The organism is Pseudoalteromonas sp. S3776, from assembly GCF_005886915.1.
Lineage (GTDB): Bacteria > Pseudomonadota > Gammaproteobacteria > Enterobacterales > Alteromonadaceae > Pseudoalteromonas.
Window position 1 is genome coordinate 161,239 of the sequence record NZ_PNCU01000002.1, and the last position, 23,752, is coordinate 184,990.

A 23,752-nucleotide genomic window follows, 5' to 3' on the forward strand; every position below is an offset into this window, starting at 1 on the left:
GTGCTATATTTAATTTTTAAATGTACATTTCTCCTGCCCTAGAGCGAGTTTATTAGTGCGATTGAGTATTTTGTTTTTTCTCTTCACCGCTGTTTATTTTCTTTGTATTAATAGCGTATCGGCCTCCACAAATTATGCTCAACAACTACAACGAATATCTACCGATGAAGGTTTATCCCAAAACTACGTAACTAAAATTCTACAAGATGATTTAGGTTACATCTGGATAGCCACAGCGCAAGGCCTAAACCGCTTTGATGGTTACACTGTCACTCCCTTTGATGGCGGATTTAATCTTAACGAAAATTTCATTACTACGCTTTTTAAAACTCATGAAGGCAATATTATTGTGTCAACTGAGCTTGCAGGCGCTTTTTTGGTTGATCCTAAAACGTTAGCTACTCGCAATATATTTTCAGGTAGCCTTGCTGGAAATACAGCAAACTACGCCTCAATTGAAGCTGTTGAACAGTATCAGGATACTTTTTACTTTGCCATTTTAAACAACGTGTATTCACTGAGTTCTAGTACAAATTCACTCACCTTAGAGTTTACAGCACAAAGTGAAGAGACCATGGTACGCGCGCTAAAATATTACCAAGGCACGCTTTTTATAGGCACACAAGCAGGCTTATTTAGTTACGACCTAAAAACAGAATCTTTACGCTCTCTTAGTTTACAAGCCCCCAATAAACAAACAGCCGATAATAATAATGTTAAGTTTTTAACTATCGACCCAATGCTAGGGTTATTAGTCGGCACAGTTGAAGGCATGTACGCGTTAAGTTTAGATAAAACAGCACAGGTGCCTGCATATCGAAACACTAAACGTGTTATTGCTGATTACAATATTTGGGATTACACCAATACACCTTATGGCGAATTTATTGCCACAGAGCATGGCTTGTTCGAATTTAAGCGAGCAAAAGGGACGACTGAGCTGGTACTTAGCTTTGATCAAAGCAAATTTAATATTACCGAAAATACCATTAACGATTTAATGGTTGACTCAAGCGGCGTGTTTTGGCTTGCATCGCGCACGCAAGGAGTGCTTACTTGGTCAATAAACACACGACGTTTTAAAAAAGTAACCTTACCCAAAAACAACCACATAAATAGTATTTTCCAAGATGCTGACTTAACTATGTGGTATGGCACCGATAATGGCCTCGCTCATGTAAATGCTGACAATCACACCACTTACTACCTAACCTCGCGAGACCCAAAAGCGGTGTATGGCGAATACGCAATTTTTGCCATTAATAAAGCACATTTAGAACCCACGTCGCGGTACTTATGGCTAACGGGATACTACAATTTAATTTTATTTGATAAAAAAACGGGGACCACAGTTGCAAAAAAAGATTTAAATAACGTTATGTCCAAAGATGCAACTATTTATGGTGTGTCAGAGATAGCTCCAGATACATTTGCGTTTTATAATGATCACGGCTTTTATGTTTACAATGGTAAAACGGGATTAACACGAGAAATTAAAGGTTTAAAACAGCATATAGACCCCTTAAATGCATACACTTTTCATCGTCCTTTTAACGATTACCCCAATGAGTTTGTAATAAGCACAACCACCCATTTTTATCGATATAACGAGCAAACAAACACCTTAACCGCTATTTATAAAACCAGTAAAAAAGGCAACCAAAGTTACCACACAGTAGAAAACTGGTTGATGGATAAAAACAACATTTTATGGCTTGCCACAACCAGTGAAGGCTTAGTGGGAATTGATGCACAAAGCTATGAAAAAAAACACCACTTTAACGTCACTAATGCGCTAAAAACGCAGTCTATTTATTCACTTATTAGGGATGACTATGGGTATTTATGGTTTAGCAGCAAAAATGGTTTGTACCGCTTAAATACCGACACGTTGAGGCTGCGAGTTTTTACGGTAAAAGATGGTTTGTCGGTTAATTCATTTAGTACCTTAGGGGCCATTACGCTTAAAAACAACAATATTATGTTTGGCAGTAGTTATGGTGCGATTTCGTTTGACCCAGCTGAGTTTTTACAGCAAAGCAAACAAACAACCACGGCAATAACCGATATTAAGTTAATGTCGCGCGACTTAAACTATAAACCCAGTCAGTTTGCCGTCTCTGCGTTGGAATTAACACATGAAGATATGGGCTTAGAGGTAAGCTTTTCAAATTTTGATTTTCAAAATAGCGCGGAAACACGTTACAAAATTACGCTTCAAGGGCCTACTTCACTCGAGTATGATAATTTAAAGACAAATAAAATATTTTTTACAACGCTACCGCCAGGTAATTACCAATTAACGGCCAGCGCATTTAATTTTAATAGTGCGACAGAGTCGAAGCCGGCGCTGTTAAATTTTAAAGTGGCGTACGCGCCATGGAAGTCTCCTTATGCGTATGCGGCTTATATTTTAATTATAAGCACTATATTGTGTTTACTTTTTTGGCAATACAGAAGCAGGCAGCTAGCTATAGCTAATGCGCAAAAAGCGACTATACATTCGCAAAAACAAACCGAGCTTGCCCTTACAAACAATAAAAGTGGCATTTGGGACTACCACTACCACGACGAGTCGGTAAATACTAACCGTGGTAGTGAACTTGGCTATACAAATTTACCAAAACGCATACCACTAAAGCACTATTTAGCTTTGATTCACCCTGAAGATAAACCACGAGTGATTTCTCATTGGTTAAATTTTACAAAGAAAAAAAAGCAAGAGCATTGGCAAGCAACATACCGGTTAAAGCACAAGTTGGGCCATTGGCTATGGTATCAAGATTTAGGGCAAATTATTTATGATGAACAAACACATAAGCCTGTCTCTGTATCTGGTATATACACCAACATTACTGAGCAACGCGCCAATGAACAGCAAGCCAACATTTTAGGTGAGGCGTTTGGACAGATAAATGACTGGTTGCTTATTTTAGATAATAATTTAGTGCCGGTTTCCGCTAACAACAGTTTTATAAAAACCTTCTCACAAAGTCATACGCAACCACTAAGCTTAAAAGTGTTTGTTAAAGCGATAGGTAAAGCGCAATGTAAACGCTATGCCAACACATTAAAAACCTTAACCGCTAAGCAAAACTGGCGAACAGATACCATTATTAAAACCGCGACTAATCAGCACCACCCTATCCATATAAGTGCTACCGCAATCGCGAAAGAAGCAAACAGCATTAGCTATTATGTAATTGTTATATCCGATCTAACCGAGCAAAAAAAGGCCGAAGATGAGCTACGTTATTTAGCTAACTTCGATCCGCTCACACAGTTGCCTAACCGCAGTTTAATGCATCAAAAAATCAGTCAATCTATTGAGAATGCGCGTGAGCAACTAACGCAAAGCGCATTATTATTTATTGACTTGGATAAATTTAAACCGGTAAATGACACGTTTGGCCACGCTGTTGGTGATCAGCTTCTATGTAATATTACCCAAAGGGTAAGTTCAATGCTGCCAAGTAATGCCACACTTGGTCGCCAAAGCGGTGATGAGTTTTTAGTCCTTATAGATAATGTTGAAGACATTTCGATTCTTAATCAAACAGTTAAAGGCATAAGCTCAGAACTTGCTAATAAAGTGATTATTGAAGATTTTTCTATAAATATATCTGCAAGTATAGGCGTCGCTTTATACCCGTTTGATGCCAGTTCAACAGATTTATTGATCAGAAATGCAGACGTAGCCATGATGCATGCAAAGCAGGCTGGCAGAAACGGCTTTAAGTTTTTTAATGACTCGATGAACGAGAAAATAAAACAAAAACTCATCCTTGAAAACGATTTAAAAGATGCCGCTAAAGATCAGCTGTTATTTAATCATTACCAACCCATTATCGATACGCAAGCGCAAATAATTAATGGCGTTGAGTTACTCATGCGCTGGGAAAATAACGGTCAATTTGTCTCACCGGCTTTATTTATCCCATTAGCAGAAGAAACAGGCCTTATTGAAGCGTTAACTGAACAAGCTCTAGAGCGTGCGCTATCTGAACTAGCACCTACTTTAGCTAAAAACCCATTATTTTATATCTCGCTTAATTTGTCACCAAAACACATTTTGAGAACCAATATAGCCACCAAACTGATTAATATTTTAAAACGACATCAAATCAGCCCAGTGCAGCTGCGCTTAGAAATAACTGAAAACATATTGCTCGAAGATAAGCAAAAAGCCGCTAAACAATTACAAAAATTAAAGGCTGCTGGCTTTAAGCTTTTACTGGATGATTTTGGTACTGGCTACTCATCACTCACCTATCTAAGTCAGTTCCCTATTGATGTTATTAAAATAGATCAAAGCTTTGTTAACAGTATTGGGGGTGATAAGAGTGATGAGTCTATAATCAAAACCATTTATACTTTGGCCCAAAACCTTGGGCTTTATTGCATAGCCGAGGGCGTTGAAACTAAGCAACAAAAAGCGTTTTTAGAAGGCTTAGGCTGTCATGTTGTGCAAGGTTATTATTTTGCCAAACCAATGCGCGCGCAGCAATTGCAAAGCCCAGAAACCAATGAGCATATTCAGAGTTTAATAAACAATTAGCTATGAATAAGTTGGCATTCGTGGCTTTCTATTTGCAATACACTGCTTTTAACATTAAAACGAGCCGCAAGGAGCTTTTCTATTTTTAAGCGACAAGCTTCGTCGTGCTTTTCAATGGTGCAATGCTGTTTTAACACTACGTGAGCGCCGACAATAATATCATTGTCTTTACGCAGTACCGTCACATTATGTACATTATGTACATGCTCTAAATCGGTAATAGATTGCTCAATGTCTTTTACTTTAGGCAATTTAGCACTATTAAAAAACAGACCTTTAATACAACTAGTAATTACTTTACCGCCTGTAAAGAGCACAAACGAGGCTATCAACATGCTCGATAAAATATCAATAATGCTCCAACCTGTATAATAAATGAGTACACCGGCTATAAACGTAGAAATGGTCGATATAATATCGAAAAACGAATGTAAAAACACAGCGTAAACATTAATGCTCGCTTTGCGCCCTTTGTAAAGTACCCACGCTGCGGCACCATGAAATAAAAACCCTACAGAGGCAATACTCGACATTAAAAAGCTGTTTATTTCTAAATCATGGCCATCGTTATGATGGGAGATTCTTTCAATACCTTCATATAAAATAACGGAACTAATAGCCAAATACAGCAGACCATTTATAAGACCACCAATAAGTTCAGCGCGTTGGTAGCCATCGTTATAAGTTTTAGCAAAGTGAATGGCTAAGGTAGAGGCAATAAGAGCAATAAATAGCGAGCTGTTATGCACAAATAAGTGCCCCGCATCAGCAAGCACAGCAAGCGAATTTGCGTAAAAAGCGCCAATAACTTGAATGACCATAAATGAACATGTGATCGCCAAAGCGATAAGTAGCCGACGACGAGACGCTTGGTGTGTAGTGATTTCTGTCATGAAAAGCTTGAAAAACCTATACTTAAATTGCAAATAAGCCGGCAGATGGCTTAGAGTAGAAAAGGGCAATGATATACAGTTGCAATTGTAATACGAAGCACCTTTAAACGCACTAAAAACTTAGCAAAATTGCTAAAACTGTACTAAACAATATATAAAGGGAATAACACATTCTATAAACAAGCAACTGGAGCAATGAGTGGGCTTAAAACAATTAGAGGATATTTGGAGTACTGTTAAGCTTATTCCATTTGCTGTTGTACTTTATGACGTTAAAAAGCACACCTATAAAGCAAACTCGCAAGCCCAGCTTATATTTGACCTATCTGAAAAACACACCCTAAACAAGGCTGATTTTGAGCACCTTAAGTTCAGCAGCCCTGAGAGTAGAAAACAATTTACAATTGAGCAATTGTTTGAAAAATACTTGGTGATAAATACTAACTGCCACGTATTATTACAAAAACAAACGAAAAGCCTGTTGCTAAATGCCAAACTCGCCCAGTTAAATAAACACTTACATATAGCAACGTTTGAAGTTATTGAGCACAACCAAGATGCGCAATATAACTTTGATAAAATAATCTCAAAAATTTCTACTGATTTAATAGATATTCAAAATGACAATATTGATACGCATATAGGGTTTGCACTTAAAGCCATTGGCACTGTTTGCCATGCCGATAGAAGCTACTTATTTAAATTCTCTGAAGATGGTAAGTCAATGCATAATACTCATGAATGGGTTAATCAAGGCATTCAAGCGTTTAAAGAACAGCTACAACATGTCCCAACAAACTCACTCCCCTACTTCGCCAATTTAATGGATACCACGCACTTATTTAAAGTAAATGATGTTGCCAGTCTCCCTATAAAAGCAACTAAAGAAAAACAAGAACTCGAGCGTGAAGGGATTCAATCAGTATTATGTATTGGCCTTCGCTACGATAAAGAGCTGGTAGGCTTTATAGGTTGTGACTGTGTAAAACAAAAACGCGAATGGACAGACCTAGATTTAATTAGAATAAAGCTTGTAGGCGAGATAATTGCTAACGCATTTAAAAATTTAAATTACAAGCAAGAACTTCAACGCATACAACAGCAGCTAATAACTGCGAATCAAAAGCTCAACCAACTTGTAAATACCGACAGCCTCACCTCAATTGCAAACCGGCGATGTTTCGACAAAGCACTAGAGAGTGAAATTAAGCGCTGCGCACGTGCTGAACAACCCGTTAGTTTAATTATGTGCGATATAGATTTCTTTAAAAACTACAACGACAGTTACGGCCATCAGCAAGGCGACGAAGCCTTAGTAAAAGTAGCAGCTGCGCTTAAGGCGCAATGCCGACGCGAGGGCGATTTAACCGCACGCTATGGAGGTGAAGAGTTTGCCGTAATTTTACCGGCAACTAATGAGCAAGACTGCCTGCACTTTACCCGCTTAATTCAACAAACAATTAAAGCGGCAGGCATAAAACACAATAAATCTAGTGTAAGTGAGTACCTAACGTTAAGTATTGGTTTTTATTCTGCCATGCCGGATAAAAACAGCACACCGCAATGCTTTATAAATAAAGCCGACCAAGCACTCTACAAAGCAAAAGAAACAGGACGAAATAAGGTGTGCCAATTTAAATAACTAAATTCAATCATAGCATCACGGGCGGCTCAAGCTGCCCGTTTTGTATGCCTGTTATTTTAAATACATTACCTTGTAATGATTGGTTAGTTTTTACATTACTATCATCTGCGGACGTTACAAATAGCCACTGTGCGTTATTGCCACCAAACGCCACGCTTGTAGGCTTTTTAGCGGGTAATGGTTGTGTTTGTAAAACTTCCCCATTTGGGGATAAACACACAACGCAGCCCATATCCCACACTGTAAGCCATAAATTCCCTTGTGCATCAATCACACAACCGTCTGGGTCCACTTCAGTATTTTTAAATTGATAAAAAACACTCGCTGGTAAAATAGGCTCACCACTTTGTGGGTGTACATTCAAAGAAAAAATACAACTGGCTTTAGAGTCGCAGTAATACGCGCGTGAGCGTGCTTTATCAAAACAAAGACCGTTGGGGATGGTTAACCCTTGCACCACACAATTAAGCGAATTTTGATAAAATCGGTAAATTTTTCCCCCGCCTGAGCGGGCGCTTTTATCCATAGTACTTAGCCAAAACCCACCCCAAGGGTCGGCTCGGCCATCGTTTGAGCGTCGTGTAGGCTGGGTGTTTTCTAAAAATGTAAGCGTTTGGCGCACCCCAGAAGCTATATGATATTTATAAATACCCGTACTGGTGCCAATAATAAGGTGTGCCTTGTCAAGCCACGCTAAGGCCGAAACCGTATCTTGCATTTCAACTTGAGTTAATGAGTCAGGTTTTGTTAAACACATACTCAGCAAGAGATTTTTTTCTATGTCTACCCAAAATAGCGTTTCAAGCAAAGGGTGCCAAAGCGGGCTTTCACCTAACTTATTTTGTAGATTACTAAATACGGTCACATTTGAGTCAGTCATAAATAACGATTCTTTATTATTAACAAAGTCTTGTATTAATAAATACTTTATCAGAAATACCCAGCACTTACGATTAATCAAAACACATTAACAACTAAGCGCGTTTTCTAAGCTAAACAGTGCACTAATACTAAATAACTTAACTAAGTAATTTAGTCTCAAATAATAAACATGTAGATGACGGGTTAAAGTTTAGTAATTCGTCTGTTTATATCAAAATTTTTTAGCGCCGTTAGCATCACGTTTAATTCCTTAAATGAATTAAGTATATGACAAATGGGTTAATTATTTTAAGCATTTGATCGCGCTTTACTTAGTTAGTTGGTAATATCATCTAAAGGGAGGTAATAGTATGATTAATAATAACAATAAACATTCTTTAGTGGTCGAGGGAGGAGCAATGCGCGGTATTTTTGCCGCCGGGGTGCTTGATGAGTTTTTAGCGCAGCGTTATCAGCCTTTTACTGATTATTTTGGGGTCTCTGCTGGCGCTACCAATATAGCCGCTTATTTATGCCAACAACCTAAACGAAATTACCATGTGATTACCGATTTTTCGTGTCGGCCAGAATTTATTAACTTAGCGCGCTTTATCAAAGGCGGACACTTGTTTGATTTAGACTGGCTATGGCAAGCAACTATTGATGAGATACCGCTTAACACAGACACTTTTGCAAAAGCGGCTCATGAATTTTATATCGTCTCCACCGCCATCACCACAGGGCAACCTCAATACCTAAAAGCAACGAGCGATTTAATGATAGAGCAACTTAAGGCATCGTGTGCTATCCCTATTGCGTATCGCAACTACCCTATTATTAATGACATTGCGATGACCGATGGCGGCGTAGCAGACTCTATTCCTGTTATAAAAGCTTACGAAATGGGCGCTGAAGAAATAACCGTCGTACTTTCTCAGCCATTAGGTTATAGAAAAAAGCCAAGTAAATCCCAGTGGTTAACTAAAAAACTATATAAAAACTACCCAGCTCTCATAAAAAGCGCGACGAACAGAGCGCACGTTTACAACAGGAGCATAGATTTTATTAATAACCCGCCTAAAGATTGCAAAATAAATGTCATTGCCCCACCGCCTCAATTTAGAGTGGGCCGTACAACCAAAAACGTTAAACGGCTCAACGATGGGTATAAAATGGGAATTGATACAGCCAAAGCCTTTTTAACTTAAGCGCTGTTTACCTAAAGACACCGTAACCAGTATGCCCATTACGGTAAACGCTGCAATGGTGCATACAACACCCGCTATTATAGCGTAAACATGTATAAAACATGCCAAGGCAATAGCTGTTAAAACAAAACAGTACAGCCATTTATGGATTACTTTGTAGTGCTTACTTCTCATTAATAATAAAGCAGCTAGTAAACACATTAATGCAATCACTATCACCAAAGTATTCATGCTGTTTTTACCTCTGTAAGTGGCATTGCTGCAGAGTGTGTTTTTAAGTACCCCCATAAAAACGCCAGCCCAACAATTAAAAAGCTGATATCGGTAACTACTACCAAGGTACTGTTTGCGTTAATAACATTATTTACACCTAACACGCTATTAAGTGGTAAAACACTCATTAGTGACAGAGCGCAAAATAGCACAGTGGCTTTAAAGTAGCTTTTATAGTTTTGCCAAAATATGGCAATAATTAGCCAAACTAACCACGAGTAAAAAAATAACGGCCCAAAGTAAGCGTTGTGCTCAGCACCTGCCACGGCATAATTTAAAAGTATTTGCATAGGGAATAATACACAACAGGCAAGCACTAAACCGCCGCAACTACCTATAATAAAGCGGTTCCACTTTGCATATACGCCAGCACTAAGCGTTGGTGTGCTACCTCTGCTACGCTTTGCTAACCACATCATCATGCCTGAAAGTGGCATTAAGGCGCATGCTAAACCAAGCATTACCCAAAGTAGTTTCACAAATAATCCAGCAAAATTACCAAAGTGTAGTGGAAAGAGTATTTCAATAATTTTAATTGATACCCCTGCTATATCGCCAAAGCTACTCATTGAAGCGATGTATTTCCCTTGTCCATTGTAATGCAATAGCTGAGAAGCCACAGCCTCGCCTCCTAAAAGACGTAAATACACTTGTGCGTTAGCATCGTTATGCGCCATTACCGTGGCATCTAAAATAACCGCATGTGGGTAGCGTTGTTGCGCATCACCTAAAATAGCGGTTATGTCAGTTGGCTGATTTATATGACTAATTATAGGCTCAGGAATAGCTGTAAAGGTTTCTATTAACTTATCTTGGTCGCCACCAAAACTAACAAAAGCGGCGGCAGGTAGTAAAATTACAGTGGCCAGGCCTAAAAATGCGCCGCTAAAGCCAATTACAATATTAAAAATACTGCCCCAAATGCCCATTACTTTGTGGCCGTCACTAATAGTGACATCAAAACCTTTGAGCCATCTAAAGGTAAACAGCTCTTTAATTAATTTACGGTGAATAAATAGCCCCGTTACCGTACTTACTAATAACGTTAAGCCCAAAAAGCCAGTTAAAATAAGGCCTATAGGGCGCCCTAAATGTAAGTCAGCATGAAACTCAGCAATGTAACTAGCTGCATCTGTTTTTCTGTTGGCATAATATTGCTTACTTGGACCATAGTAGGTATTTACCAATGCTAAGCTTGCTGGGTCAAATTCAAATGCTCTAAGTACTTCTTGCTGGTAATTTTCATCACCATGGTGAGACTCGAATACTAAAGCAAGTAAGTGAAAATTATGCCCGGTCGGCATAAATACATGAATATTTTCACCAAACTCTTCGGGTACTTGTGCGTGGTAGGTATTTACTAACGAATTAATTTCACTATTAGGAATATGTTGAGTTTGATGCAACGATTGGTTAGCCCAAATTTTAAGCTCGGGTCTGGCAAGTACTGCAAGCGCACCAGTAAAAGCTACAATAAATAATAGAACAGCTGTAACTACACCCACCCAGCTATGTAATAGGAATAGCTTTTTTAATGTAATTGATTTCATCCTTGCCCCTGCATTAATGCTAAATAACTTAAAACTCCATGCACTAAACACAAAGTGATCATGAGTAAAAATGGTTGCCATGCTTTTTCGCTAATGTAGGCATAGATAAATAGCCCTACCCAAATAATGGGAAACAGTAAAATAGGCAGTAAAATTTGTTCACTCATTTGAAAGGGTAAATAGGTAGTCATACCGGTGATCATTACCGTAGCGGTCACCAGTGCTAATACGCACGCCATAAAATGGCGACGCTTTGTAGCGCTAAATATTTTTTTATTATTCATTTTTAGCTCGTTTAAAAAAGTAGCAAGCGCACACCTTTGCGCATGCAAATAACAATTGTTCGCATTATATTGCGTATTTGTGAATATATGCAACAACTTATCGTTCTAATAAAAAACAAGCATACAATTACCCATCAATAGCAAACTCAATGCGCTTAAACTAAAAGTAGGTAACAGTCCAATACCAACTACAACAATAATGATCAGCCAGAGCTTGACTGCTTTGTAAGTAGTTAGACAACAATGCATGGGGCAGCTACTTTTAAATAGTACAAAGTATGTACCCTTAATGGGCTTAAATAGTATGGCGCTATCGAGCACATTAAGAATCCACGTTAAAAGGTAAGCTTTAATTTTTAGTGTCACTATTACTAATAATTGTTACGTTGTGAGCGCCTAGGCAATAAAAGCTAAAAGCCACTGGGCTACGCCTTCAATAAGCTGTAAAATTAACCGTTATACATTTGGTTATATGAGAGAAAATTATGAGCGATAAAATTAATCCAGAAGCGTTACACGCGCTAAAAATTGCATTCACTTACATGCCACAAGCGATTGAAGTAACAAAATACGAATATGGAGAGCGCTATCAAACGGTGCTTGACCATATTGAAGCTGTGCGCGAAGTACTACTTATTAACGATGTTGATCCGGAGGAAGTCGGTGGCGACATAAACCCAGAATACACGCCTAATTCAACATATTAAGTAAGCTAAATTTTGCTAATGACATACATCCATTAAGCGCGTGTATTAATTGCATAACCGTCTTTACTTCATAAATTTTTCAACGGTTTGTCTCTATTAGTATAAACTGTAACAAACTGGCTAAACAATTATGCCTATCTGCCGATACGCATAGCGATATAAAAATAAAACTAAGGTAATTGCAGTGAATTTTTTAAGGCGTTTTCACGATATAGTCTCAAACCAAACACTAGATTTTGACTCCAAAATAAAAAGTCTACTTGCGTTTGGTCTAGAAGTGTTTAGCCTTGATATAGCAATAATTAGTAAAATTGAAGCTAATACCTACACAGTACTCCACGCTATAACACCCGATAACAGTTTAGTTACAGGTACACAATTTGAGTTGGACGGCACCTATTGTGTTCATACTTTATCTGCAGGCTCAGCGCTTTCGTTTCATAAAGCTTCACAAAGCACGATTGCAAACCACCCTTGTTACATAAACTTTCAACTTGAATCCTACATTGGTGCACCCATAAAAATAGCTGATGAAACATTTGGCACCGTTAACTTTTCATCCCCTAACGAGTCAACTGCATTTAGCGACGAAGCGTACGATTACATAGAGCTATTTGCACAGTGGCTAGGATCTGAATTTGCAAAAATAGACACTAAAGAGCAGCTTTTAAAAAATAGCTACACCCTATCTAAGCTTGAAAACATCGCCAACATTGGCACTTGGGAAGTCGATTTAATCGAAAATAAAGTGTATTGGAGTAAGCAAACTAAACGTATACACCAGGTTGCCGATGACTATCAGCCAATCATTGATAATGCAGTTGAGTTTTACAAAGACGGCTCAAGCAAAGATGCTATAAATCAAGCAGTTGAAAATGCTATCAACAAAGGAGAAAAGTGGAATTTAGAGCTTGAGGTTATTACTGCACAAAACCAAGAAATTTGGGTCTCGACCTTTGGAGAAGCCGAATTTCATGAAGGCAATTGCATAAGGCTATTTGGTACATTTCAAGACATAACCGAATCTATTTTACTTAGAGAAGAACTTAAAAAGAAAAAAGCCGAAGCAGAGCATATGTTAGAAGATAGAAGTATGCTATTTGCTAAAATTAGCCATGAGTTACGCACCCCTCTAAATGGCATAACCGGCATGCTCACCACCCTAATAGATGAAAAAAACACTGAAAAACGAGACGAAAAAATAAAAATAGCGCTACGCAGCGCTGACATTTTACTTAACATAATTAATGAAGTACTCGATTTTTCTAAAATTAATCATGGTGAGTTAAAGCTAGAGCCAACCGATGTACTGCTAAAAACCATATTTAGTGACTTAGCGTCTTTATATACCCCCTTATTTAAAGAAACCAGTGTTGAGCTAATCATAGAAAATACGATTGATGATAGCTGCTGGGCTTTTTGCGACAGTACCCGCCTTAGCCAAATTACCTCTAACTTATTAAGTAACGCATTAAAGTTTACCGAGCAAGGCCAAGTAAAACTCAGCACCCAGCTCATAAATAATAACGATGCGTTATCTCTTGGTATCACAGTTTCTGATACTGGCCGTGGAATGACCCCCGCTTTTTTAGAGTCTTTATTTTCGCCGTTTACACAAGAGGTTGATGCTAAAAACAATAAAGGAGGCACTGGTCTTGGCCTAGCAATTATAAAAGAGCTTGTAGAATACATGGGCGGCACAATCACGGTGACGAGCGAGCTAACAAAAGGCTCTACGTTCAGCATTAATATTCCGCTAGAGCTTGGTAAAGAACAAATAATAGATGATATTCAATCAAAAATTGAGCTAAACAACCACTCGCTCAGTGTGCTTATTGTAGATGACAACGATATAAACCGCCGTGTGCTTGATGCCTCTCTTGATAAGTTAAACGTAAAAGCCGACTGCGCCATTGATGGTCAAGACGCTATTTTTAAGTGCAAGCAAAAGCATTACGACCTTATTTTTATGGATTGCATTATGCCGATCTTGGATGGCTTTGAAGCAACCAAAACACTAAGAGCGCAGCGTATTTGCCCTAAAGAAAGCACCTACATTGTAGCCCTTACAGCCAACACCTCCTCGCAAGATAAGTTAGCTTGCCAACAAGCGGGCATGGATATGTTTGTCTCTAAACCGTTTAAGCTGCCGCAGATTGAAAAAGCGCTTGCCAATGCGCTCGAGCATACAACTAACGTTAACTCGCTATAATTTAGTAAGGACATACTATGAGAAATATAATAAGAACATTACTTTTTACTGTACTGTTTTTAGCCATATTTAAAGGCATTTCTACAGGGCAATGGGGGTCATCAATAACCGTTGTTATTGTATCAAGCGTATTGCTATTAGTTACGTTTATCAGTGGTAAGGCAGCACAAGGCCGTTCAACTTATACAAGCACTGACTCTTCAATTTATGTTAGCAATAACTCACACTCTAATAATGATTGCGGTGGGGATTCTGGTGGCTGTGATTAATAGAGGTATTGTTATAAACATTAAAAAAGCCGCCTTTGGAGAGGGCGGCTTGGGTTAACAAACAGCATTTGGGTGTACCTTTAGCTGTTACATCAAGAGACGATTTGTCTATTAAGCTGCATTTTGGTCTTGATTGCTTTGCTCGCTGTGGCGAATTAAGTAATCAAACGCGCCTAAGCTTGCTGTTGCACCACTACCCATTGCAATAATGATTTGTTTAAATGGCGTATTTGTCGCGTCACCCGCACCGTAAACGCCCGGTAACGTGGTTGCGCCTTTAGCATCAATTTCTATCTCGCCAAATTTGCTTAGTGTAAGGTCACTCTCTTTTAACCATTCGGTATTAGGGATCAAACCTATTTGTACAAAAATACCTGCAAGTGCTAATGATTTCTCCTCGCCTGTTACACGGTCAGTGTAATTAAGTCCGGTTACTTTTTTACCATCGCCTACCACTTCAGTGGTTTGTGCATTTTTAATAATAGTGATGTTACTTAAGCTATTCGCTTTGCGAACGAGTACTTCATCAGCGCGCAGCGTATCAGCAAACTCAAGTACAGTTACATGCTCTACAATGTTGGCTAAGTCGATTGCCGCTTCAATACCTGAGTTACCGCCCCCAATAACGGCAACTGGCTTACCTTTAAATAAAGGGCCGTCACAATGCGGGCAGTAAGCGACACCGTGGCCGCGGTATTCTTGCTCGCCAGGTACATTCATTTCACGCCAGCGTGCACCGGTGGCAAGTACTAACGATTTAGCTTTTAAAGTCGCACCGTTTTCAAGGGTAATTTCATAACCATTAGTACCGCGACTAAGCCCTGCTGCGCGTTGGTTATGCATTACATCTACATCATATTCCTTAACATGCTCTTCTAGCTGAGCAACAAGCTTTGGACCTTCAGTGGCTTTAACCGAAATAAAGTTTTCGATAGCCAACGTATCGGCAACTTGACCACCAAATCTATCGGCTACAATACCGGTGTTTAAACCTTTACGAGCAGAGTAAATAGCGGCTGAGGCACCCGCAGGGCCACCACCTACGACAAGTACATCAAACTCATCTTTTTCACTTAGTGCTGCAGCTTGCTTAGCTGCGCCTTTAGTGTCTACTTTATTTAAAATGTCGGTCAAGCTTAATGCACCTTGGCTAAATGGTTCGCCATTTAAGTACACAGCGGGTACTGCTAATATATTGCGCTCTTCCACTTCGTCTTGAAATAGTGCGCCGTCAATCATTGTCGCTTTAATTTTGCTGTTTGTTGCGGCCATTGTATTTAGCGCTTGCACTACTTGCGGGCACGTTTGGCAACTTAAGCTTATGTATACTTCAAAATTAAGTTCTTGTTCGAGTGATTGTATTTGTTCAATGTCTTCGCTTTTGGCTTTACTTGCGTGACCGCCAGTGTGTAAAAGCGCTAACACTAAACTTGTAAATTCGTGGCCCATAGGTACGCCAGCAAACGTAATGTGGGTGTTTTTTTCAGGTGAATGCACAACCATAGATGGGCGACGTGCGCTCGAATCTGGGTTGTTAACTACCGTAAACTTGTCACTTAGCGAGGCTAAATCGTTTGCTAAGCTTTCTACTTCTGCTGATTTTTTGCTGTCATCCAAGGCAATAAGCAGCTCAACAGGTTGAGTAAGCGATTCAAAATGGCTTTTTAATTGATTTTTAATGTTGTTATCTAACATGGCTTAACCCTTTTTAGGAAAATTTAAACAGCAAGCCTCCCATGCCAACTAATGCATGTGCTAATGAGTCCGAGTTGAAATAGGAGGCACCAACAAACGAAATGATGTTGGTTTAAGGGCAGTTGCCTGCCCCTATAAAAGTGGGTAAACCTGTATTTAGATTTTACCAACTAGGTCTAGTGAAGGAGCAAGTGTGTCTTCACCTGGCTGCCAAGATGCAGGGCAAACTTCACCGTCATGCGTTGCAATGTATTGTGCAGCTTGTACTTTACGTACTAACTCTTTAGCGCTACGGCCAATACCTAGGTCATGCGTTTCGATTACTTTGATTTCGCCCTCTGGGTTCATTACAAACGTACCACGAAGTGCAAGGCCGTCTTCTTCAATCATAACGCCAAAGCTGCGAGTAATACGGCCAGTTGGGTCGCCAATCATTGGGAATTTAATTTTACCAATGGTGTCTGACGTGTCATGCCATGCTTTGTGCGTAAAGTGAGTATCAGTTGATACTGAGTAAACTTCTACGCCCATTTCTTGTAGTTGCTCGTAGTAATCAGCAACGTCGCCAAGTTCAGTAGGACATACGAATGTGAAATCTGCAGGGTAAAAGAAGAAGATTGACCACTTACCTAGTACGTCTTTTTCAGACACTTCTACAAAGTCACCATTGTGGTATGCAGTTGCGTTGAAAGGTTGAATTTTTGTGTTGATCAATGAAGTGCTCATAGTATTCCTCATTTATATTTAATGTATTAATTTAAGTTACCAAGCAAAGCTAAATTTATCGGCTAGCTCTGCTGGCTTGATTAATACAATAAGCCCATTGATAAATTAAATAAAATTGATTGTTTAGATTAAAACAATCGATTTTTAGGATTGAACTATCTGACTGTACTATTCGTAAGTGATTAATTAGCTATATGTGATAAGAATACTGCTACAATAGCGGAGCTTAAAAACACACAAACATAAGGCATGCTGTAATGGAAAAATTTGTTAATCATATTCAACTTGGCTATTTGGGGTTACTGCCCTTTTTAGGCTGTGTAGCTTGGCCGCTTATGTTTGGTAGCAACAGTATTAATCTTGAGTTTTTTACTTTTTACAGCATTGCCATATTGGCATTTATGGCGGGCAATTTATGGCGCGCTGGCATGCAAAGTTACAGCGATGCAATTAAAGCGGTTTTGCCCGTTATACCCATACCATTTTTATCGTTTATTCCGCTGGAGTGGGCGCTTGCCTGGTTAGGGGCAAGTTTTTGGTTAGTGCTTATCTTTGAGAAAGCCACACCACAGTGGCAAACCTACCATCGTGATTATCAAAAAATGCGCTTTATTCTTACCTCAGTGGTATTTGTGTGTCACATACTCACCATTGGTATGAGCCTTTACCCAAAATAACCTTGCGCTGCTTAACCTACTAGGCGTAATAGTGTAACATCCGCGCACTGCTATTTAAGGACGCACCATGATTGATACATTACGCCAGCAGCTTAACGAGCTTGGCGAAAACTACGTAGAAAAAAACGCCGCTTTTAAAATTAAAGTTATTCCGTTTTTTTGCGCTATTAGCATTAAAAAAGATCACAAAAATGAAGGCCGGCTCAGCTTTTACTCAAATCAATTAATAGAAATACTGTTAGTGGTATTATTTATGTTGTTTGGGCTTACGCTTTATAACCCAGAAGCGGGTTTTACACATGGCCCTGTTCATATTGTGTTTGCTATTTTAATTACCTTTAATTTAATTTTAAAACAAATAGCCATTGAAGGGCTCAAAACACGCCTTGCGTTTTATCGTTTGCAGGGTGCTAATACAGCGCAACATGCGCAAAGTTCAGATCAAAACTCTCACACACCTAATTAAGTTATGTATTTAAATCCTAATTGGCGAATTCTCACCGTAGGCGATGGCGATCTATCGTTTTCACATGCGGTGGTTAACCATATAAAACCGACAAAGTTAGTCGCATCTACTTATGATAGCGCCGAGACAATAGAGCAAAAATACCAACATAATGCGCTCAGTAGTTTAAAAAAATGCAATGTTAAAGTTATTAATAGCTTTGATGTAACTGACCCACTATGTTGGCAAAAATTAGCGGCCCACCAACACAGCTTTGATGTGGTTATTTTTCAGTTTCCGCTTATTCCTGCCTTTGTAGGGCGCGAAGCATTTGAAAGCAACACGCAGAAAACCAGTATGAACGTGCTTAATCGTGCCCTGCTTCATCAATTTATTAAATATGCTAACCATTATGCGCTCGACAAAAGCGGCCCTATGCTATGCTACATAACCTCAAAAGATGTAAAGCCCTACCGCGAGTGGAATATTGAAGGCAGCTTAAGTATTGGCCTTGAAGCTAAATACGCGGGCCAAATGCCTTTTGATATTAACCAGTTTGATGGCTATAAAATAAGAAATGTAGACCGTGATAAGCACGTAAAAGACACCAGCGGCATTACGTATGTGTTTACGCCTAAAGCAACCTCGCTACACACAGACAAGCTAAGCACTCACCTTAAAAAACCTGCGTACTTAGGTGAAAATTATTGCTCGCTTTGTCGGGTAGGCCCTTTTATTGCCACCGAAGATGAAAACAAACACCTTAACGCTAAAAAGCATCAACAAATGCTTAAACTAGAAGATGACTGGCAGGCGTGGCTTACTGACTTTTACAACCGCACCTTATAACCCTGTCTTATAGCTCAATTTAATTAAATCAGCGGCCTTTTCAGCAATGGCAATAACCGGCGCATTTGTATTACCTGTTACTATGGTTGGCATAATCGAAGCGTCAATAACCCTTAGGCTGCGTATACCGTGAACTTGTAGCTTACTATTGACTACCGCCATTTTGTCGTTACCCATTTTACAAGTGCCAACAGGGTGGTATTCGGTGTCGGCCGTTTGGCGTATAAACTCTATAAGTTGGGCATCGTTGTTTACATCAAGCGGGTAAACCATATTGCCCCGAATTTTATCAAAGGCACTGCTTTGCAAAATGTGTAACGCTTTTTTAAGCCCCGCAAGCATAAGCGATAAATCATCTGGGTGGCTTAAATAATTAGGGTCGATAAGTGGCGCACTGCGTGGGTTGCTATTGGCAAGCCTTATTGTCCCTCGGCTTTTGGGGCGCATAATACTGCTGTGAATACTATAGCCATGGCCTCGGTGAATCTTGCGGCTATGATCGTCCACCAGCCCAATAACAAACTCAAGTTGAATATCTGGCGCGGGCGAATTATCCAACACATTAATAAACGCATGTGACTCAGCAAAATTACTGGTTAACACTCCCCTACGATTATTAAACCACTGCGCACATCCTTTAATAATACTTGCAGCGCCTTTAACGCTTACCCCAAAGGTGCCTTTTGCTGTATTTGCTTTACATAAAGGCACCACAGTTAGGTGATCTTGCAAGTTAGCCCCAACGCCTTCTAGTGCATGCTTAAGCGCAATGTTATGCGCCTCTAAGTGCGCTTTAGGCCCAACGCCTGATAGCATTAACAACTGAGGGGAGTTAATCGCCCCAGCACTTAAAAGCACTTCTTTTTTTGCCAACAACGTCGTGGTTTTACCGCCGTGTTCTAGCTCTACCCCGCAAGCAATATTGTTATTGATTATAATTTTGTTAACGTGACTGTGGGTATACACGCTAAGATTTGGCCTGTTTAAGTTTGGTGTTAAGTACGCCTTAGCAGCACTGCAGCGCTCACCATTATGTTGTGTAGCTTGCGAAAGCCGTGCTCCATGTTGCTCAGCGCCATTTATATCGTCGTTTAACTGTATTCCTTGCTCAACACAGGCGTTTAAAAAGCAGTCATTTACAGCACTTGGCTCAGTTAGCTCTTGTACATGCAATGGCCCTTGCGTGCCATGTAACGCGTTATTAAATGTTTTATTATTTTCGGCTTTTATAAAGTACGGTAATAAACTGTTATAGTCCCATCCAGGGTTACCATTTTTTTCCCAATTATCGTAATCGTATTTATTACCGCGTATATACACCATGGCATTAGTAGAGCTAGACCCACCAAGTACTTTACCCCGTGGCACAAAGCCACATCGGTTATTTAGCGCTTTTTGCGGTACCGTATTATAATGCCAACTATTTATGCCATATGGCACACTGGCCGCTATACCCGCGGGCATTTGTACTAAAGCACTCTTATCGCTCCCGCCCGACTCGATTAAACATACACTTATATGCTGATCCTCTGATAGGCGTGCAGCCAGCACGCATCCTGCACTGCCTGCGCCAATAATAATATAATCGAATGTCTGCTTAACCATGGGCACCTTTAAATTAACACTGCACAAAACACTATAGTGCATAGATTAACGCCACAAAACTTGATATTTTTAGACACCCTTTTAATTTACAGCGCCAGTGTATGAGCAGCCCAATACGTGCCACCTCTTTATATTCAATCGATTCGTTAATTAAAGAGCTTGGTGCAGAGCCAGCAAGCATACTGGAAAAATGTAAGGTCAATGTCGACTTTAACAACCTTGAAAACCACTATTTACCCTACCTCAGCTACGCAAACTTATTAGAATACTGCAGCCACACACTTAACTGCCCAAGCTTTGGACTTAAATTAGCAAATAAACAAAACTTTGATATTTTAGGCCACATAGCCATAGCCGCTAAAAGTGGCACTGACTTAAAAGAAGCGCTCGATTGGGTTGTAAAATATTTACACTTACACAGTCCAGCATTATGTTTAACAACCCACGCATTAGATAATGACGAGACCTTATTTTTATCATTTGAATTTAACTTAAAGCCACTACCACAAATAAACCAAGCGATAGAGCTGACGTTAGGCTTAGCCATGAGCATAATTAAGAAATTAAGTAATAATCAGTGCAAGCCCCGCACTGTATTTTTACCGCAAAAGCTACCTGCTAATACACACGCATACAAAACCTATTTTGGCTGTAAAGTAATAGAGCATCGGAATAGCGCTGGCATTGTAATAAACAAAGCCGACTTATCAATTAAACTTAGCCACAGTAGCCTCAATAAAACCGATGCCGCGTTAAGCTTTTTAGCTAAACGCGGTGCGCATAGCCATTCGTTGCCTGCCCAAGTAAGCGCATTAATAAGACCAATGCTGCCTATTTATCAGTGTTCAAATCAAACTATCGCTGCGGCTCTTAACATGCACCCACGTACTTTGCACCGAGAATTGGCAAAACATAACACCAGTTTTGTAAAGCTCAAAGACACCACACGTCGTGCGCTGGCGGCGCATTATTTATTACAAAAACACTATTCTATCAGCACTATTTCAATGCTTTTGGGCTACCAAGAACAAGCAACCTTATGCGCAAGTGTTAAACGCTGGTTTGGCGACTCTCCACGCGCATACAGGGCTAAAAAATGTTAAAGTAACGGCTCTTATTATTTAAGCTAAGGAGCAGGCATGAACTTTGTCATTGTAGGTACAAATTTTATTAGTGATACCTTATTAAACGCAGCTAATACGTTACCTGTATTTAATTTATACGGTGTGTGCTCTCGCAAGCAATCAAGCGGCGAAGCCTTTTTATCTAATCACCCCAATACCGATGTAAAAATTTTCACCTCTGTTGGGCAGGTATGCCAAGACCCTAATGTTGATGCGCTTTACATTGCAGCGCCAAACAGCCTACACAAGCAATATGCAGTAATGTGCCTAGAGGCAGGCAAACATGTACTAGGCGAAAAACCTTCAGCTGCAAATAGCCAAGAGCTAAATGCTATTTTAACTGCAGCCAAAGCCAATAAGCGCCTTTATATGGAAGCAATGATGACCACGCATTTGCCAAACTTTGCGCGACTTAAAAGTGCGCTTGAAAAAATTGGTACACCGCGCAAGTTTATTGGGCAGTACAGTCAATACTCATCACGATACGATAAATACAAAAACGGCGAGCGTCCAAATACCTTTTTACCCGAATTTGCCAATGGCGCTTTACTCGATTTAGGCGTGTATCCACTTTACCTACTTATCGCGCTTTGGGGCGCCCCACAGCGCGTGAGTGCCAGTGGTGTGCTATTAGATACGGGCGTAGATGGCGCAGGCGATGTTTTATTAAATTACGATGATAAACAAGCCGTTATTAGCTATTCAAAAGTTTCTCAAGGCGATAACATTACCGAAATACAAGGCGAGCGCGGCCGTTTGCGAATACATGCCGTGTCGCAGTTAAAACACATAGAGTTTGTTTCTAATAGCGGAGAAGTTGAAGTTATTTCTGATGAGTTTGATGAGCACTTTATGAAGTACGAAGTTGCGCACTTTATACAAACCGCCAACGCGCAAAAGCTAGAGTCAGATGTTAATACACATAAGCTTGCCCGCGACGTAATGAACGTACTTGATACCGCAAGAAAACAGCTTGGGGTCGTTTACCCTAATGACACAAGCGCTTAAGCTTACTAAAGTTGACCCCCATCCGTGGGCAATCAAGGTTAGGGCAAATATAAAATTATCGGCTTACTTATTTTTATCGAGTACAGATAATTAATACGCCCTAACTTCTCTTTACTAAAAGAGTAAAGCTAATTTACCACATAAAAACATGACCAATCAAGCTAGCCAATTATTAAAATTTATACTAAATTGGTAATATAAACAGGTTAACACTCATTTATAACATTATATGACCGTTACAACACTTTAGAATTTTGACATAATAGTGAATTTTGGGGTAACCTCTGCTAATAACAGTAGGTTTAGGCTATTGAGGCCTATTAGCCGCTATTCCTTAAGGTAATAAAGGTAGAATATGGGAAACCGTCGCTTATTTTGGCGCATTGTTGATAAAGTTGAAGCTTTGATAAACCAAGGAGAGTTTTCTGCTGGGAGTCGTTTACCACCAGAGCGAGAACTTGCCGACATGTTTGACGTAAGCCGCCCAACAATTCGTGAAGCTATTATTGCATTAGAAGTACGAGGCCGCGTAGAGGTTAAAACCGGCTCTGGCGTCTATGTCATAGAACAACAAGAAACATCTGTAAAAACTAAAGAGATCAGCGCGTTTGAACTAACCCAAGCTCGCGCACTCATTGAAGGTGAAATAGCCGCACTTGCCGCTCAATCAATCACCGATGAAGAACTAGCTCAATTAAAGCAAACGCTAATAGCCATGGAAAAAGGCTTATATGTAGAACAAGCAGACCGCGAGTTTCACGAAATAATAGCGCGAGCTACACGTAACAAAGCCCTTGAGTATGCGGTGGCAAATTTATGGGATTTACGTTTAAACAATTCACAAATTGTGGCTGATTACGGCAGTGTGTGTAAAAACAATAACGATTGCGTAATGGATGAGCACACCGCTATTTATAATGCGCTGCAAACCCACGATGCAAGCGCCGCACGAACGGCAATGCATAAACACTTTAACCGTTTAATTAATGCATTATTTGATGCTGTTGAAGCACGTGCGCTTGAAGAGATAAAACGTAAAAACGATGAAAAACGTGGCCTTTATTCTTTAGATGGCCTAGTTAAAAGTGCCAGCAAAACACACTAAAACAACCTAAACGTTTTTAAGCCAGTGATCTATTCGCTGGCTTTTTTATTTTAAGGCA

Annotated in this window: 20 protein-coding genes; 12 read left to right on the forward strand and 8 right to left on the reverse strand. The window is 39.7% G+C overall.

Going from position 1 to position 23,752, the window contains the following annotated elements:
* Window positions 1–61 precede the first annotated feature (61 nt).
* Window positions 62–4,558: an EAL domain-containing protein gene (locus CWC16_RS01940; protein WP_502705066.1), complete on the forward strand. Its 4,497-nt coding sequence runs from the start codon at window positions 62–64 to the stop codon at window positions 4,556–4,558.
* Here CWC16_RS01940 and CWC16_RS01945 read toward each other — a convergent pair.
* Window positions 4,555–5,451: a cation diffusion facilitator family transporter gene (locus tag CWC16_RS01945; RefSeq protein WP_138540286.1), complete on the reverse strand. Its 897-nt coding sequence runs from the start codon at window positions 5,449–5,451 to the stop codon at window positions 4,555–4,557. The genes CWC16_RS01940 and CWC16_RS01945 overlap by 4 nt on opposite strands.
* Before the next feature lie 199 nt (window positions 5,452–5,650).
* On the opposite strand from CWC16_RS01945, the gene CWC16_RS01950 reads away from it, so the two are divergent.
* Window positions 5,651–7,093, forward strand: coding sequence for a sensor domain-containing diguanylate cyclase (locus tag CWC16_RS01950; protein WP_138540287.1), 1,443 nt, complete (start codon window positions 5,651–5,653; stop codon window positions 7,091–7,093).
* Window positions 7,094–7,103: 10 nt separating this feature from the next.
* On the opposite strand, the gene CWC16_RS01955 is transcribed toward CWC16_RS01950, so the two are convergent.
* On the reverse strand, window positions 7,104–7,976 hold the full coding sequence (locus CWC16_RS01955) for an SMP-30/gluconolactonase/LRE family protein (RefSeq protein WP_138540288.1): 873 nt from the start codon (window positions 7,974–7,976) through the stop codon (window positions 7,104–7,106).
* A gap of 352 nt (window positions 7,977–8,328) precedes the next feature.
* On the opposite strand from CWC16_RS01955, the gene CWC16_RS01960 reads away from it, so the two are divergent.
* Entirely contained in the window at window positions 8,329–9,165 is an 837-nt protein-coding gene (locus tag CWC16_RS01960; RefSeq protein WP_138540289.1) for a patatin-like phospholipase family protein, read from the forward strand.
* Here the strand turns inward: CWC16_RS01960 and CWC16_RS01965 are convergent.
* The 3 genes from CWC16_RS01965 to CWC16_RS01975 are packed head-to-tail and all read right to left on the reverse strand — an operon-like array spanning window position 9,157 to window position 11,272.
* Window positions 9,157–9,396 (reverse strand): hypothetical protein, encoded by a 240-nt coding sequence (locus CWC16_RS01965; RefSeq protein ID WP_138540290.1) that lies wholly within the window; start codon window positions 9,394–9,396, stop codon window positions 9,157–9,159. The two genes, CWC16_RS01960 and CWC16_RS01965, sit on opposite strands and share 9 nt — an antisense overlap.
* Window positions 9,393–10,988, reverse strand: a complete 1,596-nt coding sequence (locus CWC16_RS01970; RefSeq protein ID WP_138540291.1) for a PepSY-associated TM helix domain-containing protein — start codon at window positions 10,986–10,988, stop codon at window positions 9,393–9,395. The genes CWC16_RS01965 and CWC16_RS01970 overlap by 4 nt, the downstream gene beginning before the upstream one ends.
* The gene (locus CWC16_RS01975) at window positions 10,985–11,272 is read right to left on the reverse strand and encodes a hypothetical protein (protein ID WP_138540292.1); all 288 of its coding nucleotides are present in this window, start codon (window positions 11,270–11,272) and stop codon (window positions 10,985–10,987) included. Before CWC16_RS01975 ends, CWC16_RS01970 begins: the two co-directional genes overlap by 4 nt.
* A gap of 485 nt (window positions 11,273–11,757) precedes the next feature.
* On the opposite strand from CWC16_RS01975, the gene CWC16_RS01980 reads away from it, so the two are divergent.
* The 3 genes from CWC16_RS01980 to CWC16_RS01990 all read left to right on the forward strand — a co-directional run bounded on the left by CWC16_RS01980 (window position 11,758) and on the right by CWC16_RS01990 (window position 14,460).
* Window positions 11,758–11,979: a hypothetical protein gene (locus tag CWC16_RS01980; RefSeq protein WP_055014458.1), complete on the forward strand. Its 222-nt coding sequence runs from the start codon at window positions 11,758–11,760 to the stop codon at window positions 11,977–11,979.
* Between the two features lie 184 nt (window positions 11,980–12,163).
* On the forward strand, window positions 12,164–14,191 hold the full coding sequence (locus tag CWC16_RS01985; RefSeq protein WP_138540293.1) for a hybrid sensor histidine kinase/response regulator: 2,028 nt from the start codon (window positions 12,164–12,166) through the stop codon (window positions 14,189–14,191).
* A 17-nt stretch (window positions 14,192–14,208) separates the two neighbouring features.
* Window positions 14,209–14,460, forward strand: a complete 252-nt coding sequence (locus CWC16_RS01990; protein ID WP_138540294.1) for a hypothetical protein — start codon at window positions 14,209–14,211, stop codon at window positions 14,458–14,460.
* Window positions 14,461–14,571: 111 nt separating this feature from the next.
* Here CWC16_RS01990 and ahpF read toward each other — a convergent pair whose 3' ends face one another.
* Window positions 14,572–16,155, reverse strand: a complete 1,584-nt coding sequence (gene ahpF / locus CWC16_RS01995; protein WP_138540295.1) for an alkyl hydroperoxide reductase subunit F — start codon at window positions 16,153–16,155, stop codon at window positions 14,572–14,574.
* Between the two features lie 156 nt (window positions 16,156–16,311).
* A complete protein-coding gene (ahpC, locus tag CWC16_RS02000) occupies window positions 16,312–16,881 on the reverse strand; it encodes an alkyl hydroperoxide reductase subunit C (protein WP_055014462.1) in 570 nt (189 codons plus the stop codon).
* 257 nt (window positions 16,882–17,138) lie between these two features.
* On the opposite strand from ahpC, the gene CWC16_RS02005 reads away from it, so the two are divergent.
* From CWC16_RS02005 to CWC16_RS02015, 3 genes are all read left to right on the forward strand, one after another.
* Window positions 17,139–17,558 (forward strand): DUF3429 domain-containing protein, encoded by a 420-nt coding sequence (locus CWC16_RS02005; RefSeq protein WP_138540296.1) that lies wholly within the window; start codon window positions 17,139–17,141, stop codon window positions 17,556–17,558.
* A 67-nt stretch (window positions 17,559–17,625) separates the two neighbouring features.
* A complete protein-coding gene (locus CWC16_RS02010; RefSeq protein WP_055014464.1) occupies window positions 17,626–18,024 on the forward strand; it encodes a hypothetical protein in 399 nt (132 codons plus the stop codon).
* A gap of 3 nt (window positions 18,025–18,027) precedes the next feature.
* A complete protein-coding gene (locus CWC16_RS02015; protein ID WP_138540297.1) occupies window positions 18,028–18,852 on the forward strand; it encodes a class I SAM-dependent methyltransferase in 825 nt (274 codons plus the stop codon).
* Here the strand turns inward: CWC16_RS02015 and CWC16_RS02020 are convergent.
* Window positions 18,847–20,457: a GMC family oxidoreductase gene (locus CWC16_RS02020; protein WP_138540298.1), complete on the reverse strand. Its 1,611-nt coding sequence runs from the start codon at window positions 20,455–20,457 to the stop codon at window positions 18,847–18,849. The two genes, CWC16_RS02015 and CWC16_RS02020, sit on opposite strands and share 6 nt — an antisense overlap.
* 101 nt (window positions 20,458–20,558) lie before the next feature.
* Here CWC16_RS02020 and CWC16_RS02025 point away from each other — a divergent pair, with 101 nt between their 5' ends.
* From CWC16_RS02025 to CWC16_RS02035, 3 genes are all read left to right on the forward strand, one after another.
* Window positions 20,559–21,560 (forward strand): AraC family transcriptional regulator, encoded by a 1,002-nt coding sequence (locus tag CWC16_RS02025; RefSeq protein ID WP_138540299.1) that lies wholly within the window; start codon window positions 20,559–20,561, stop codon window positions 21,558–21,560.
* Window positions 21,561–21,596: 36 nt separating this feature from the next.
* Window positions 21,597–22,589 carry a Gfo/Idh/MocA family protein gene (locus CWC16_RS02030; protein WP_138540300.1) on the forward strand — a complete coding sequence of 331 codons (993 nt, stop codon included), beginning with the start codon at window positions 21,597–21,599 and terminating at the stop codon, window positions 22,587–22,589.
* Window positions 22,590–22,944: 355 nt separating this feature from the next.
* The gene (locus tag CWC16_RS02035; RefSeq protein WP_004587131.1) at window positions 22,945–23,694 is read left to right on the forward strand and encodes a FadR/GntR family transcriptional regulator; all 750 of its coding nucleotides are present in this window, start codon (window positions 22,945–22,947) and stop codon (window positions 23,692–23,694) included.
* Window positions 23,695–23,752: the final 58 nt, after the last annotated feature.